The sequence below is a fragment of the Acidithiobacillus ferriphilus genome (assembly GCF_018854775.1).
Taxonomy (GTDB): domain Bacteria; phylum Pseudomonadota; class Gammaproteobacteria; order Acidithiobacillales; family Acidithiobacillaceae; genus Acidithiobacillus; species Acidithiobacillus ferriphilus.
This window is the reverse complement of sequence record NZ_JAAZTY010000020.1, coordinates 14,966-28,182: the sequence shown is the minus strand read 5'-3', so window position 1 is coordinate 28,182 and position 13,217 is coordinate 14,966. Positions and strand designations below refer to the sequence as shown.

Sequence of the window (13,217 nt, the reverse complement as noted above, 5' to 3'; positions counted from 1 at the left end):
CCCCCCCCCCCCCGCCAAGGACGTGACACAAGTATCCATGGTCGGAAGATCTGCCCTGAATGGAAAGGGTGCAACCAGCGCACAGAGAGAAAACCCCGCCGCCAGCTATGCTCAGGCTGCACAAACAGCTGAACAATTTGCTGGGGTATTTATTGATCAATTGCTCGAGCGCATGATGCCCAAGCTCTTTGGTTCCGCTGCCGGCGCTGGCACTTATCAGGCGATGCTTTTGCAGTCTCTGTCCACGCAATTGTCGCAGACCGGCAATGGGATGGGCCTCGTTCCGATACTGGATAAAGCATTGGGTATTCCCGCGTCGACAGTGGCCCCTATCGGGGAAACACCACCAATCATTCTTGAGCCATCGCTGCCGAACGCAGGGTGGGCAGGGGGGAATATGGGTTCTTCAGCCACGCTTTCCGCTTCGGCACGGGCATTTGTCGCGCAACTAATCCCTCTCGCCAAGCGCGTTGGCAGGCTTCTGGGGATTGCTCCGAAACTGCTTCTGGCCCAGGCGGCGTTGGAAACGGGTTGGGGCGCCCATATGATTGGGAATAACTTGTTCGGTATCAAAGCTCTTCCTGGTGAGCCCAGCGTACTGGCACCAACAAACGAAGTGGTCGATGGTATCCTGACGCCGACCATTGCGGCTTTCCGTGCCTTTTCCAGTATCGGGGGCTGTATGGAGCACTACGCGCGACTCATCAAAGAACATTACCCACAAGCGATGGAGACTGGAGACAATGCGCAAGCATTCGTTCAAGGTCTTGTCCGCGGTGGCTACGCTACCGACCCGGCATATGCCGCGAAAATCATGCAAGTGGCACAACTGCCGGTCTGGTCCCATATTTTGAGTGCACCATGAAGCAATACCGGTGGTTCTTAGTTCTGGGGATTGGCGTCTGCCTGATATGACTTCTCCTCGCTTTACCCCACAGGCAGAACTGGCCGTGCAAGTTAGCGTCTGCACAGGAACGGCATTTGTGTCGTAACCCCTAGGTAGGATGCGAAAGAAAATTGCGTGGCGTGATTTATAGAAGGAGCACCAACGATGTCATTAACCAGCATTCTCCAAGTGGGCTTGTCCGGCGTACTAGCGAGCGAAAACGCTCTGCAGACCGTATCCAACAATATCACCAATGAGAATACACCGAGTTATGTCAGAGAGACCGCCATCCTTTCCGAAAATGCTAGCCAGCCCAAGGCCTATGGTTCTCTGGGCGCAGGTGTTGGCACGCAGTCGATTCAGCGCAACTTCAGCAGTTATGCCGAGAACCAGGTGCTCAATGCAACCTCCCTGGCAACGACCTTCAGCGGGCAAGCCAACACACTGAGCACCCTTTCCAGCCTGTTCCCAGTGGGATTCACTCAATCTGGACTTCCGGCAGCCATCCAAGCGTTTTTTGCATCCGTGCAGACTTTATCGACAAATCCTTCCAGCATTCCCAATCGGCAAAGCGTGCTCTCGCAGGCGGGGAGCTTGGCCGCGCAATATCAGAACGCGACCACAAGCATCAGTAACACCCAAACCTCATTGGTGCAGCAGATGCAGCAATCGGTATCGACGATTAACGGATTGAGCACTCAACTGGCGTCGATCAACCAAGAAATTCTAAAAAACCCAAAGGGAGCCCAAGTTCCCAATAGCCTGCTGGACCAGCAAAGTGCCGCTCTGACTTCTCTGGCTGGCCAAGTGGGTATCAGCACCATCCAGCAACCCAACGGGACCTTGATCGTTGCCACGAAAAGCGGTGCGACACTGGTAGATGGAAGCCAAAGTCTGCAACTTCGGGTGCAAACGGGCGGCACCTATCAGCAAGCCGGTCAGGCTGGTATTATTTACCAGCCCACCGGGCAGGTACTTACCAGCAAGATCACGGGTGGTCAGCTCGGCGGGGCCATTACCGCGCAGCAGCAGGTCAGCACTATTCAGTTACAATTTGGATTACTGGCACAAGGCATAGCCGCGGTTACCAATACACAGCAGGCCCAGGGTGTGGATCTCAATGGTAACATCGGTCGGCCAATGTTTGCCGTCAGTGGCCCGCAGGTTTTCCCTGCCGGGAGCAATTCGGGTAGTGCCATTGTTTCGGCGACGATTACCGATCTGTCCGCCACCCCCCCCACCACCTTCACGCTGGAATACAACGGCTCTCAGTGGAACGTTACAAATGACGGTACCGGAAGCACCACAGCGATGACTGCTTCTGGAGGTCAGTTAGCTTTTGGCGGTATGACCGTGGGTATCAGTGGCACCCCTGCGACAGGGGATAGCTATTTGGTGAATCCGGTAGGCAGTACCGCTGGCTCGTTTCGAGTAGTCATGACTAATCCCAATCAGGTGGCGGCCGCGGCCCCTTATGTGGCGAGCGCTGGATCCCTGAAAAATGGTGGATTGGTCAATACCAATGCAGGCACGGAAACTCTGTCTTCAGGGATGGTACTGGCGCCATCAGGTTCGGCTGCATCGGGCGCGGCAGTGATTGCTTCCGGCTTCTTCGGGCAACCCTTGACCGTCACCTTTTCAGGCGGCACGCAATTCAACGTTACGACCAGTGGCGGGGCCTTTGTTGCGTCTGGCACATGGTCCGCGAGTGGCACTACCGCGCTAGAGGTGCAGTATCCTTCCAACTCCTTGGCGTCCGGATCCGCTTTTGTTTTTTCCTGGGCTGGTGGTACACCAGCTTCTGGAGACACTTTTACTTTGAGCAGCGGCGCTCCAGGAAGCAATGCTAATGCCGTATCCATGTCACAAGCGGCCAGCCTGCCGGCACTCTCTGCGGGCTCGCTCAATCAGTTCACCGCAGACATGTCGAACTCCTATGGTAACCTGCTGCAGGGTGTTAATCAGGGCGGTGCTGTGGCACAGACTACGTTGACCCAGGCAAAAACCGCACTCTCCAATATCTCGGGCGTCAACCTGAATGCAGAAGCCGCTCTGGTGGTAAGCTACACGCAAGCCTATCAGGCAGCATCTGCGGTGATTCAGACATCCAACACCCTTTTCCAGAATTTGCTGCAATCGATATAAGGAGCGAAATCGTGATTTCGGCCATCAGCACCCCCAATAGCTACGCCTTGCCTACCAATGCCATTCTGGCGGACCAGTCGCAACTCACGATGCTGAACCAGGAGCTCGCCACTGGTCAGGCGATCAGCAATCCAGGAGGCAATCCGACGGCTGCATCCCAGAATGTGCAAATCACGCAACAAATTGCCGCACTCACGCTTGACGGAGAAACCGCCGGGTTGGCGCAATCCAGTTTGCAGACCCTGTCTTCCACCATAGGTAGCATCAGCAGCCTGGTGCAGTCTTTGCGGCAAACGGCGCTTACTGCCGCCAATGGAACCGTGAACGGACAGGACCGACAGGCGCTGGCCATCTCTGTGAACGAAGGATTGCAACAGCTACTACAGCTAGGCAACTCTCAAACCCCGGACGGTAATTATCTCTTGTCTGGGAGCCAGAGCAGTACCAGTCCTTTCGCGCTCAATGGCGGCACCGTCTCCTATGAAGGAAATGCCGGCACGAATCGTCTGCAAATCGCGCCAGGCTTGACGATCCCGACATCACTTTCTGGGCAATTTTTATTGATGGATATTCCTACAGGTAATGGATACGCCGCAGTGAACGCGGCAAGCGGTAATGTTGGTGCAGCAACGGTGGCCGTGGGTGGCGTTACGAACTTGGCCGCAGCCACCGCCATGGACGTGCAGAATCAGTCCTACTCGCTGCAATTCAGCACAGGATCCGCGGGGGCTTCCGGGTACGCGATCGTTAACGCATCGGGAACCACGGTCGCCAGTGGCGCATATACACCAAATACGGTCATTGATGTGGCGGGCAGTCAGTTCACCTTGCAAGGCACACCTGCGGCCGGCGATGTTTTTACCATTGCTCCCGCTAAAAACCAGAGCCTCTTCCAAACTGTGCAGCAGATGTCTACCCTGCTCTCCCAGGGAGGATCCGGCGGTGCGCCAGGCGCGCAATTTGATCAGGGGATGAATAACATCTTGTCTAATTTCAATCAAGGCCTCACTCGACTGCTGACCGGACAGGCCGCCGTCGGCAGTTCATTGGCCCAAATCAACGCAGTCAGTCAGACAAACTCCACCCAGCAGACCAATGATGCCATCACCCAAAGCGGCCTCATCTCCGCCAACCTCCCGGCAGTGGCAACGGCCTTTGAGCAGGGCAGCACGGCACTGCAAGCGGCGCTTGGTGCCTTTTCCGCCATTCAAGGAATGAACCTCTTTACGACTCTCAAACTGTAAGAGGAGCGACAGCCTGTGCATCCACACCACGAAAATTTTGTCGGTTGGGAAGCAATCCCTCAGGGAGCGATAGCTCGCATTATTGCTTCCGCACGTGCACAGCAAGCGTTGGTGGAACTGTTCTTTGAAGATGCATCGTCCAACATGTATTTTCTGAAAGACGCAACACCAAACATATTGTTGGATGTTGGCGCAGGGCATTCCAGAATCCCCCAAAAGGGTACGATAGTAACTGTGCGCTGGCGTCGCGCCGAGGATGGCTATCATTATGGATTTCAGACAATGTCGGATGGGGTTATCCGGCACAGTGATGGTCATGATGCGGTGACATTGGCATTTCCAAAGGTCTTGCTGCGTACTCAGCGTCGTAGTGCCTACCGGGTACCCGTAGACCTGGATACCGCACAAAGCCTGACGGTTCAATGGGATGATCATGTCGATTACAAGTCAACAGCGGCCTTTGCCCATGACCTAAGTATTACCGGTGCGCAACTGTCTTTCTCGACTTATCTCGAATGTCCAGTTGCGATAGAAATTGGGCAGCGACTGGAAATCACCGTGAACTTGCAGGGCGAGCATTACGGAAGTACCGCCCAGGTTGTGCGCATGGAAAAGGTAGGCACACCCGATGACCATTCAGTCGGGCGCGAGCGTGTGCTGTTGGGTGTTCAGTTTATTGATCCATCACAGCCGTTTCAAAATGCGCTGGAAGCCTATGTCTCTCGCCAGCAGCAATTACTGTTACGGCGCTAGCCCTGGTAAGGGTGTCCTGCATGTGTTCGACGGCATTATTTTTAGCGCTCCAAATCAAGGGGGTGGCGTTTTTTCATGCTGCAACGATGCTATTATTTGTTTGGATGATCGGCCCACATGCGGACTATCGCTGGCGCATGGGAAGTTGGCTCGTGCTGTTCAGGCTGAGGGTGCGGTAGTACTCACCACCGCTGAAGGTGGACAAGAATATCGTGGGCCGTGGGCAGATATTCATGATGTTCTGCTCACTGAACAAGGATTTTATCTCGTCTCCGCCGAAACTTCAGAGATCTTACAGTGGGACGTTGCAAAAAAACTGTAGTGGAACGATGGCAGTTCTCTGAACAACGTGATTCGTGGCATATTAGTTGTTTGGGAATCATCCACGAAGAACTGTGTTTTACAGTTTTTGGGGATTTTACAGGGACGCGTGGCTACAAAAACAATTCCGCTACCCGTGGTTTTCTTCGGTCTATTCATGGCACCCAAAATCCTTGCCTTGAAGGTCTGAGCCAACCGCATTCCATCCTCACAGCACGGGACGGCTATCCGTATCTTTGCGACTCAGAGACTGGAAATATCAGGCAGTACACGATGGAATTCACTCTACAACGCACCTTGAACATTGGCGGCTATTCACGTGGGCTTGCCTGGCGGGACGGGATACTCTTTGTTGGGTTAAGTGCTTCGCGTAACGTGGTAGAGGGTGAGCATCAGCAGGCAAAAATCGTCGCTTTTGATACCAAAACATGAACAGAGATTGATAGAATCGTCGTTCCCTGCCAAGAAATCTATGATCTGCTGATATTTGATGACCGTGAAGAATTCCTGTTCTGGGTAGAACGTATTTTGATATATGAGCGTACCCGTGCATTAGATAGTATCCGATCATTAGAAGAAAAACTGGCCGGTAAAACCAACGAATGCGCGAGATTGCATGTTTTTCTAGGGTATTAGGGAGTCAACGCAGGAGCGGGAAGCACGCCGAGCAATAATTGGCATAAATATTGCATTTTAGCGTTAATGGATTTATTGCTCTGGGGATTTTTTAACACATGTCCGATCATTTCGAGGAATATCACAACCATCCACGCCCTGAACTAGTTCATGCATTTTTTCGTAGCCCAGGACTCGTCTTGGATGTCGGCTGCGGAGGCGGCGCTACGGGCAAGCTCATCAAAGAAAAGTGGCCGGATGCGCGAGTAATCGGGATGGATATTGATCCAGACTCCCTCAACAGAGCCCGACAGCTACTGGATGCGGTGGTAACCAGCGCCAAAGACCCCACCCTTAGTGATTTGTCTTCGGCTGGCATCAAAACTGCCTCGATAGACACGCTTATACTTGCTGACATACTGGAGCATCTGGAGAATCCTTGGAAATTTTTGCGCTGGATTCGCCCCATGTTGACCCATGATGCTCAGGTTATCGTTTCCTTGCCCAACGTACGCAACCTGGGCGTGATGCGGCAGGTGTGCGCGGGCGACTGGCCGTATGCCGATAGCGGTTTGCTCGACATAACCCACCTGCGGTTCTTCACCAAGAAAACCGCAGCAGATATGCTCCAGGCTTGCGGGTACGAGGTGCTTTATACGGGGCTGGTGCCCGATGTGCGACTCAGTCATCAAGGTCGCCCAGATCATACCGTACTGATCAATATTCAGGGCGGCGCCTTGCATGGCGTCACTCCGCAAGCCTTTGATGAATGGACCGCTTTGCAACATCTCTTCACAGCTCGTTTAAGCGCCACGGCGGACGAAATGGCGTCGGATACGCTGCCGTCCGCTGACGAGGACCGCAACTGCGTTCAAATGCAGTTGCAATCGACTCCAACGCCAGAGGAAATCTGGCGACAAAACCAAGCATTACAAGCACAGGAGCGGGAATGGCTGCTAGAAGCTCGGCAATCTCCAACCGCGCCAATTTTCCAGGTCGTCCTCCGTCAGTCGGTACGTAATGTGCAGTCTGCCGAGCGCGCAGTGCAAAGCCTGGTCAAACAAATTGTCACTCCGAACGCGGTAATCGTCCTGCAAGCATCCACGGAAATTCCCATTCTTTGGCCTGAATTGCCAACTGCTTGGTCAGTAGTTCAGGGCTTCCCCATAAACGATGCCATTGTTGCGCTTCCCAATCCGGAAGATGCATGGGTTGTTTTTGTAGACTCTGGTGACTTTCTGGCAGAAGATGCCTTGGCCCGTCTGGGGGTATCCATAGCCGCGCATCCGCAATGGCGTGCAGTATATAGCGATGAAGATCTGGTAGACGACCACGGTCGGCATAGTCATCCGCATTGCAAGCCGGATTTCCATCTCGACACGCTGCGTAGTCTCCCTTATATCGGTGGATTGTTCGCCATTCGCAAGGACTTTCTCAAAGCCATCGGCGGATTGACGTCTTCTTTCCCCGGCGCCGAGGAGTATGACGCCATCCTGCGGGCTGCGGAGGTTTTGTCTGAAAACGCTGAACCACTGATCGGCCATGTGGCGCGGATACTCTATCATCGCGGTCATCGCTCCGGGAGTGGGGAGTTCTCCGTAAATACCATCGTGGACTCCGGGCGGGCAGCTCTTCTTGCCCATTTACAGCGTACCGGCGAGCGGGCCACGGTGGAATATGGTCCTGTGCCGGCTACCTATCGGGTGGTGTACGAACTAGAACGCGAGCCATTGGTCACGATACTGATTCCCACCAAGGATCAATTTGGTTACCTGAGTCAATGCGTGGAGTCTGTCCTCGCACAAACAGAATGGCCGAATTACGAGATTGTTATCATAGATAACGGGTCTACCGCACCGGATGCCTGTAACTATCTGGACGCCCTGGAATCCAACGAAGAGCAAATGGAGGGCCGCCTGCGCGTATTCCGGTACCCAGGCCCTTTCGACTATACAGCCATGCACAACGCTGCTGTAGAAAAAATGGCACGCGGTGAGGTTCTCCTTTTTCTGAACAACGATACCGCCTGTCTACATCCGGAATGGCTGCGCAATATGATGCGGCACGCTCTACGTCCAGCCATCGGCGCAGTTGGCGCGAAGCTGCTCTTTCCCAATGAAAAAATACAACATGCAGGCGTGATCATTGGTTTGTCTGGCGGGGCCGCCGATCATCCTTCTTTAGGGGCTGACGCCACAGAGCGTGGATATTATGGCCGCCTGATCCTCACCCAGAATTATGAAGCCGTTACGGCGGCCTGCATGGCGGTACGCAAATCGCTTTTTTTGGAGGTCGGCGGGTTCGATTCGCAGTTTCCTATTCAGTTTAATGACGTGGATCTTTGTCTCAAATTGGGTGCCAATGGTTACCGTACGGTCTGGACTCCGGATGCCATTCTGATGCACCACGGATCTGCTAGCCAGCGTGCCGAGACCGAAGGTAGTCCGGAAGCCGTGAAGAAGGCCCAGAATGTCCTGTCCGAAGGCAACGATCGCATGTTCCGCAAGTGGTGGAATAAAATGCGGCGGGATACCGCCTACAATGCCAACTTCACCCGGCATGGTCGCGGGTTCCAGCATGAGATGGTACCAGCCTTGTCCTGGCAGGACGATTGGCGCCCGCGTCCGCGTGTATTGGCTCACCCGGTCAATAGGGAAGGCACCGGCGAGTATCGGATTATTGCCCCGGCTCGAGCCCTGGCACGTTCTGGCCATCTCCAGTCCATCGAATCCATGCAGTTGCTGACCCCACCGGAAATGGCACAACTGGCGCCGGATAGTGTTATCTTCCAGTTGCAAATGGAAGATCATCAGTCGGCGACCATCGAAAACTGGCGACGTTACAGTCCGGACACGCTCCGGGTCTTCGAAGTGGATGACTTGGTTATTCATTTGCCCATGAAGAACGCGCATCGCCCTCAGATGCACAAGGATCTCTCCGCACGACTTCGCGCGGCGCTCAAGACCATGGATAGATTGGTGGTAACGACCGAGCCTTTGGCGCAAGCCTATCGCGGTTGGATCGATGATATCCATGTGGTACCGAACTACCTGGAGCGTGCGCGATGGGGTAATCTGGTCAGCTGCCCTGCTGGGGGCGGCGAGAAGCCCTTTGCAGGATGCAAGCCACGTGTCGGATGGGTCGGTGGCGTCAGTCATCAGGGTGATCTGGAATTGATTGCCGATGTAGTGAAGGCTACGCACCAATCCATTGACTGGGTGTTTATGGGCATGTGCCCTGACGCAATGCGTCCTTATGTGACTTTTGTGCCGCCTGTCCCACTGGATCAATACCCGCAAAAAGTCGCCTCTCTGGGGTTGGATCTGGCGGTGGCCCCACTCGAAATGCATCCTTTCAATGAAGGCAAAAGTCATTTGCGCTTGCTGGAGATGGGGATATTGGGTATTCCAGTGGTCTGCACCGATATTTTCCCGTATCAAGGTGGGTTCCCGGTACTGCGGGTAAAAAACCGTTACCAGAGTTGGCTCAATGCTATCCAGGATGCGGTGGCTGACCGTCCCGCGCTCGCACAGTCGGGACAGGCCCTTAAGGCGCATGTGGAGGCACACTGGATGCTGGAAGACCATCTGGATGTATGGGTCGAGGCATGGACCGTCTCGCGCGCCAGGACAAATTCCACAAGCGTGACGTAAAGGGAGATAAGGCGGCACCACGGGGTGCGCCGAGATCCTTTCACCACAATGAGGGAAAAATCATGTCTACTGCTTTCGGTTCTATCAATACCAACGTTTCCGCGCTATCCGCGCTGAATTCGTTGGGCACCACCAATCAGACCATCACCGGCCTGGAAAATCAGTTGTCCACCGGGCTTTCCATCAACAGCCCCGCTAACAACCCGGCGGGCTACACCATTGCCCAGGGTTTTACCACCCAGATTAACGGTTCCAACCAGGGCATTTCCAATGCCAACCAGGCCGTCTCGCTGCTGCAGACCGCCACCGGAGCCCTTGGCCAACAGACGAACATCCTGCAGAACGTCCGTACTATCGCGGTCCAGGCCGCCAACGGTTCCAACACCAGCGCGGATCTGGCATCCCTGCAATCCACTGTCGGTCAGTTGGTGGCACAGGTGTCCACCATCGCGCAGCAGACGCAATTCAATGGCATCAGCCTGCTGAATGGCAGCTTTGCCGGCGTCCAGTTTCAGGTTGGCGCCAATCAGGGTCAGGTGATCGATGCCAGCGTCGGCAGCACCGCGGCGACCAACTTGGGTGTGTATCAGACGGCGGCGGCTTCCGGCACTTATACCGCAAATGGGACTGCCGGCGGAAATTCTTACGTGATTTCCTCATCTGGCGCTTTCACGTCTGGCAGCATGAGCATCTTGGGCAGTGTCGGTAGCGGATCGGTGAGCGTCAGTTCTTCTGGCGAATCGGCAGCTTCTGTTGCCGCCAGTGTTAATAATGTCTCCAATCTGACCGGGGTCAACGCACAGGCCTATACTAGTGTTGCGTTCAACGTTACGTCTACCGGCGATATCAGCTTTTCTCTCGGTAATGGCACCAGCGGCAGCCAGACTAACGCGGTGAACATTTCGGCGAGCGTAACCAGCGATACAGCGGCAGGACTTTCCAGCCTCGTGCAATCGGTGAATAACAACACTTCCACCACAGGTATCGCCGCCTCCGTGAATACCAGTAACCAACTGGTCTTAACTGATGTGAACGGCAATAACGTGAGCATCGCCAATTTCAGTGGCGCGGTCTCGCTCGGTACGAGCAGCACCACTATTTCGACCAGCACCTCTGGCGCCACGGTTCAGGGGTTGGTGTCCTTCCAGTCCGCCAACGCTTTCACGGTTTCCGGTGGCTCTAATGTCGGCGTCACCAGCGGCAGCGCGCTGATCAATCTGACCCAGGTGAACGTGGGTACCCAGCAGGGTGCCAGCAATGCCATCACTATTATCAGCTACGCCCTGCAGCAGTTGAATCAGCAGGGAACACAGCTGGGTGCGGTGCAGCAGCGGGTACAGAGCGCGTTGAGCAACCTGCAGACCACGGCTACCAATGATCAGGCAGCGCGATCGGTTATCCAAGATGCCAACATCCCGCAGGTCAGCACAAACCTGACGCAGGCACAAATCCTCCAGCAGGCGGGTGTCGGAGCACTCTCGGTCTCCACCCAGACGCAACAGGCGTATCTGAAGTTGATTCCGTAAACCACCATGTGGAGCGCTTCGGCGCTCCCCGTGTCCACTACCAAGTGCGTCTGAATCAGAGCGCACTTGGTAGTGGGTAAACTACCGATGCTAAACAGGTGCTTGCATGTCCCTATCCGGTATACTCAGTTCCAGTCAGGTCACCTCTTTGATCACTGCGGCAGAAAATCAATATAACGCTCCCGTGAAGATTTTACAGGGCCAGGAAACTCCCCTGCAAACACAGATCAGCGCGCTGGGCAATATTTCCTCGATCCTGGCTTCGCTGCAAAGTGCAACACAGGGATTGAATCATCTTTCTACATTAGCGCAGACCCAAGCCACCGTCGGAAACAGCAGCATTCTTTCGGCCTCTGCAAATAACACAGCGCAATCTGGCACTTATCAGGTGACGGTCTCTGGCCTTGCGGCAGCCCAATCGCTCTATAGTCAGGATTTTTCCAGTCAAAACACCACGGTGGGCACAGGCACCATCGGCATAACGGTCGGAAGTGGGACTACTGTTAATGTGCAGATCTCCAGCACCAATAACACATTGGCCGGTATTGAAAATGCGATCAACGGCGCCGGCGCCGGCGTATCCGCGAGCCTCGTGTATGACGGAACGGGTTATCGGTTGGTAGTGGCTGGCAATCAGACGGGAGCCGCAAACAGCTTTACCATCAGCACGACCGGTTCGGCACTGTCCGGGTTTACCTACACCTCCGGAACCACAACGATGACGGAAAGTCAGTCAGCACAAAATGCGTCCGCCACGGTCAATGGCATTGCTGTCACCTCGGCCACAAACAGCTTTTCAGGGACGATCCCGGGAGTTTCCTTTGCGGTGAGCGCTACCGGCAGCACGACGATAGACGTGTCTCCATCCAGTACGGCGGCAAAGACCGCCATCGCCAACTTCGTTAATGCCTTTAACGCGGCATCCACAGCCATCCAAAAGGCCACTGCTTATACGCCAGGGGCCGCCAGCGGGCAATCTGGCAGCGGTGGACCATTGATGGGGAATCCCATCATCAGCAGCATCGAAAATCAGATGTTATCCTTAATTTCCACTACCACGGCAGGTGGTGTCTCGGGGGGTGCCGATGCCATCGGCTTTGGGAATGCCGGGATCACTCTGACTTCCAGTGGCACCATCACCATTGACAGTGCCGCACTGACATCCGCCTTAAGCACCAATTATAACCAAGTGCTGGGTCTTTTTGGTGCCATGGGGGGGTCCAGCAACCCCAACCTGCAATATGCAGGCTCTGCCGCCGGCACTGTCGCTGGCGTCTACACAGTAAACGTCACCACCAACAGCAGCGCACTAACCTCAGGCACGGTGAATGGATATAGTGCTTCTGGAACCAACGGTAGCATGACCGTGGAGAATGGTCCGGCGCAAGGATTGTCTCTGAATATTGCCCCCGGTGTAACCCCAACGGCGACCCTTTTCTTCAACCAGGGAGTCGCGCAACGTCTTGGGAGCCTTCTGAATTCCGCGTTGGGTACCAATGGTACACTACAGCAAGCCGAAAACAGCGACCAAAACCAGATTACGGCGATGAATAAGCAGATCACCAGCTATGAGAAAACAACTCAGGCACAAATCCAGGCCATGATCGCACAGTTCTCAGCTTATGAGAATGCGTCATCTTCTGCCGGCCAAACCAGCAATGAGCTCAATGCAATCTTCAGCAATCTATTCGGGGGCAGCAGTGGCGGCTAATCCTTATCAGGTGGTACGCGATGAGACCGCTACCCCGATTGATCTGTGGGACCGTGGTTACAAACGCTGTGTTGCTTTGCTATCCGGCGCGAAACGTGCCATTGAGCAGCGCGAGCATGCGCAGCAGGGACGGATGCTTTTTGATGCATTTGCCATCGTTGAGTTCTGGACGGCGGCCTTGCCGATTCAGGAAGAGGCTCATGACGCGTCAACTCCGGGTTTGGCGCCCCGCCTTCGCATTGCGTATGAATTCATTCTCAACAAAATTGCGCATGGTAACGCCTTTGGGAAAACGGAAGACCTGGATGAGGCGATCCACATGCTGGCGCACCTGCACAGCATTTTCCATGCGAAACGTTAACG

10 protein-coding genes are annotated in these 13,217 nt (G+C 54.7%); all 10 read left to right on the top strand.

Annotated features, from left to right (window positions below; all coding sequences use genetic code 11):
* On the top strand, positions 1–865 hold an 865-nt coding region (locus HF921_RS01710), incomplete at its 5' end, for a glycoside hydrolase family 73 protein (RefSeq protein WP_215893196.1).
* A gap of 186 nt (positions 866–1,051) precedes the next feature.
* Entirely contained in the window at positions 1,052–3,031 is a 1,980-nt protein-coding gene (flgK, locus tag HF921_RS01705; RefSeq protein ID WP_215888597.1) for a flagellar hook-associated protein FlgK, read from the top strand.
* Between the two features lie 11 nt (positions 3,032–3,042).
* On the top strand, positions 3,043–4,275 hold the full coding sequence (gene flgL, locus HF921_RS01700) for a flagellar hook-associated protein FlgL (protein WP_215860034.1): 1,233 nt from the start codon (positions 3,043–3,045) through the stop codon (positions 4,273–4,275).
* A gap of 15 nt (positions 4,276–4,290) precedes the next feature.
* Positions 4,291–5,028: a flagellar brake protein gene (locus tag HF921_RS13515; RefSeq protein ID WP_215893195.1), complete on the top strand. Its 738-nt coding sequence runs from the start codon at positions 4,291–4,293 to the stop codon at positions 5,026–5,028.
* A 22-nt stretch (positions 5,029–5,050) separates the two neighbouring features.
* On the top strand, positions 5,051–5,350 hold the full coding sequence (locus HF921_RS01690) for a hypothetical protein (RefSeq protein ID WP_215893194.1): 300 nt from the start codon (positions 5,051–5,053) through the stop codon (positions 5,348–5,350).
* A 50-nt stretch (positions 5,351–5,400) separates the two neighbouring features.
* Positions 5,401–5,781: a DUF4915 domain-containing protein gene (locus tag HF921_RS01685; protein WP_215893193.1), complete on the top strand. Its 381-nt coding sequence runs from the start codon at positions 5,401–5,403 to the stop codon at positions 5,779–5,781.
* 302 nt (positions 5,782–6,083) lie between these two features.
* Entirely contained in the window at positions 6,084–9,617 is a 3,534-nt protein-coding gene (locus HF921_RS01680) for a glycosyltransferase (RefSeq protein WP_226834268.1), read from the top strand.
* Between the two features lie 62 nt (positions 9,618–9,679).
* A complete protein-coding gene (locus HF921_RS01675; protein WP_215860038.1) occupies positions 9,680–11,143 on the top strand; it encodes a flagellin N-terminal helical domain-containing protein in 1,464 nt (487 codons plus the stop codon).
* 106 nt (positions 11,144–11,249) lie between these two features.
* Positions 11,250–12,854: a flagellar filament capping protein FliD gene (gene fliD, locus HF921_RS01670; protein ID WP_215893191.1), complete on the top strand. Its 1,605-nt coding sequence runs from the start codon at positions 11,250–11,252 to the stop codon at positions 12,852–12,854.
* Positions 12,811–13,215 carry a flagellar protein FliS gene (locus tag HF921_RS01665; RefSeq protein ID WP_215860040.1) on the top strand — a complete coding sequence of 135 codons (405 nt, stop codon included), beginning with the start codon at positions 12,811–12,813 and terminating at the stop codon, positions 13,213–13,215. Before fliD ends, HF921_RS01665 begins: the two co-directional genes overlap by 44 nt.
* Positions 13,216–13,217 lie beyond the last annotated feature (2 nt).

What these genes read in the sequence shown, in the direction of transcription:
- fliD (WP_215893191.1), top strand. Translation starts at nt 11,250, where the DNA reads ATGTCCCTATCCGGTATACTCAGTTCCAGTCAGGTCACCTCTTTGATC.
- HF921_RS01680 (WP_226834268.1), top strand. Translation starts at nt 6,084, where the DNA reads ATGTCCGATCATTTCGAGGAATATCACAACCATCCACGCCCTGAACTA.
- HF921_RS01665 (WP_215860040.1), top strand. Translation starts at nt 12,811, where the DNA reads ATGCAATCTTCAGCAATCTATTCGGGGGCAGCAGTGGCGGCTAATCCT.
- HF921_RS01675 (WP_215860038.1), top strand. Translation starts at nt 9,680, where the DNA reads ATGTCTACTGCTTTCGGTTCTATCAATACCAACGTTTCCGCGCTATCC.
- flgK (WP_215888597.1), top strand. Translation starts at nt 1,052, where the DNA reads ATGTCATTAACCAGCATTCTCCAAGTGGGCTTGTCCGGCGTACTAGCG.